The 2,101-nt window shown below is 59.2% G+C and carries 2 protein-coding genes and 1 pseudogene; all 3 read right to left on the reverse strand.

What is annotated here, in order from left to right; genetic code table 11:
- Window positions 1-57: 57 nt before the first annotated feature.
- On the reverse strand, window positions 58-408 hold the full coding sequence (locus tag VQ044_RS24855; protein ID WP_327650321.1) for a hypothetical protein: 351 nt from the start codon (window positions 406-408) through the stop codon (window positions 58-60).
- A 204-nt stretch (window positions 409-612) separates the two neighbouring features.
- Window positions 613-1,053: a pseudoazurin gene (locus VQ044_RS24860; RefSeq protein WP_327650323.1), complete on the reverse strand. Its 441-nt coding sequence runs from the start codon at window positions 1,051-1,053 to the stop codon at window positions 613-615.
- Between the two features lie 917 nt (window positions 1,054-1,970).
- Window positions 1,971-2,101 (reverse strand): annotated as a pseudogene (locus VQ044_RS24865) (ISAs1 family transposase); the annotation flags it as partial.

The following is a 2,101-nucleotide window of genomic DNA, read 5'->3' on the forward strand; positions in this document are numbered from 1 at the left end:
AGGCAGCTGCGCCGACCTTTGACGGGCTTTACTCCGGGGAATGGGCGCACCCCACATTTAGTGGGCGTGGGTAACAACCGGATAGGCAAGTTCATTCAAGGAACGCATCCAGGGCAAAAGGTTGAGTTCGCCGCGGATCGGCCAATAGAGGCTGACGACCAGCCCGGGCCGCACATCGACCAGTCTGTCGAGCTCGGCGGCGACCTCGTCTGCGATGCGGCCGCGCTCATCGACGGCGGTCGCCAGGCGCATCGCAATCAGCCGCTCGCGTTCAGACTTGCGCCAGCGGGCGACATCGGCGGCTGCTGTCGCGTCTCCTGCGAGAAAGCCGTCCTCCGTCTCGCGCAACTCATGGGTAAAACAGGGCGGCGAGGCGAATTCCCCCGGCTGATCGTTGTTCTTCGCCATGGTTCCTCGGCTTTCTGCCGCCGCCACCTCCGTCAAAGACAAATACGGTTGCGAGCTATGCATTGCCCGATCATGGGCCTTTGGCAATCTCGAACCATTGAAGAGACTCCGAAAGGGGACAACACTGGGGGACCGGCCGCAAGCGGCCGATCCCGTAGCCCTTGGCTCTATCGCGCTGCGGAGGCTTTTCTGGTCGTGATGGCCTCAGCCGCCGAGGTCCTCAAACAGCGCTGTCATGCGTTTGTCTGCCTTGCCGGGGTGCTTTACGCCTTTGGCCTCCTCAAGATTGAGAGGATCGTCGCCGACCTGGATCAGACCGACCATGCCGAGCGGGTAATGCGGCAGGCATTTGTAACCGTAAATTCCCGGCTCGGTGAATGTGACGCTGACCTCTTCGCTGATCTTCCCCTTCCAGGCCTCGGCGCCCTCCGGCACCATGCCCTCGATCGCTTCGGAATTATGCCCCTTGTCGGTGGGGACGAACGTCACCGTGTCGCCCGGCTCGATCTGAAGAAACGCCGGCTCGAAGACCATCGGGCCATCCGCACCCTTGTTGAGCATCTGGACCTCGTGGTCCGCCGCCAGGGCAGGAGCCACCATCAAAAGCGCACCGGCGACTCCAAGCGCCAGCCTTGCATGTCGCATCGTCATCATTCAAATCCTTCCGTAACCCTAGAAGCCGTCGATAGCCGGTGGCCCTTAGCGCAGTTTCGTTTTGCACTGCATCCGTGTCAGTGGCGAGATCATATACCCGTCGCCCACAGCGGTGCCGGAAACGCCGTTCATCGCGTCGTCCCACATAAAGATGCATTATATATATATCTTATAGATTGTGCGTTCGGCAAGGGGAAAATCTGGAATCTCATGTGATCCGTGGTAAGAAGGACGCGGCAACGACAAGCCGCTTGAAATCGCGAGCTTACGGCCTGTCCGTCCTTTTGGGACGGGCTCCTTTGTGTAGGTTTGACCAAAGAAGTCCGGATCAAAGCCGCGGCAGCTATCGGATCCAATCTTCCCGATCGCTTGCGAAATGCTTGTCCGCATACGGGTGAAAATTGAGAACGAAATCCGAGGCTTGTTGTGTACGTCCGGTGTTCGCGTCGGCAAATGTGTCGGCGGCTTCACCGGCCGCGTCAACGAGATTATCGCCGGCAAGGTAAGGCGGATCCCGGGATGCGCGTCATTGCCGAGACGCTGATGAAGCCCGTGCCTCGACCCTAGATCAAATCAAGGTTCTCGATCAGCGAACTTACGATGATCGCCGAGGTTATCTCTTTCGTTCCCTTATTAATGACCGCCCCAAGTGTCGGCGTTATTATCGCAACCCGGTGATCTATCGACAGATCACACGCTGAAACCATATCGGTCGCTCAAGCGACGTTTCGCATTTACGTCGATCCGCCCTATGCTCAGGCCAAGCGAATCGCCGCGAGACAGTGGACGGCGCCCGCCGCAAACTCCTGCACCCCGGTGTCGTTCTTTTTCGTCCAGCAGCCGATCCCCGAAGTCAAGATAGCAGTCCAGCAGCAGTTCGCAAAGCGGCGCCATCCGGTCCGTTAGGGCTATCGCATTTGGCCGAGGATGGATCGGGCGAAGTTGTTGGACCATCCGGAGCGCTTGCGTTTTCGCCTGACGGAGATGTCGGGCCTTGCGCGCTTGAGGAGGTTGAGTGCGAGCTTGCGCAGGATGGCGA

It is taken from the genome of Aurantimonas sp. C2-5-R2 (genome assembly GCF_036549495.1).
Classification (GTDB): Bacteria; Pseudomonadota; Alphaproteobacteria; order Rhizobiales; family Rhizobiaceae; genus Aurantimonas; species Aurantimonas coralicida_A.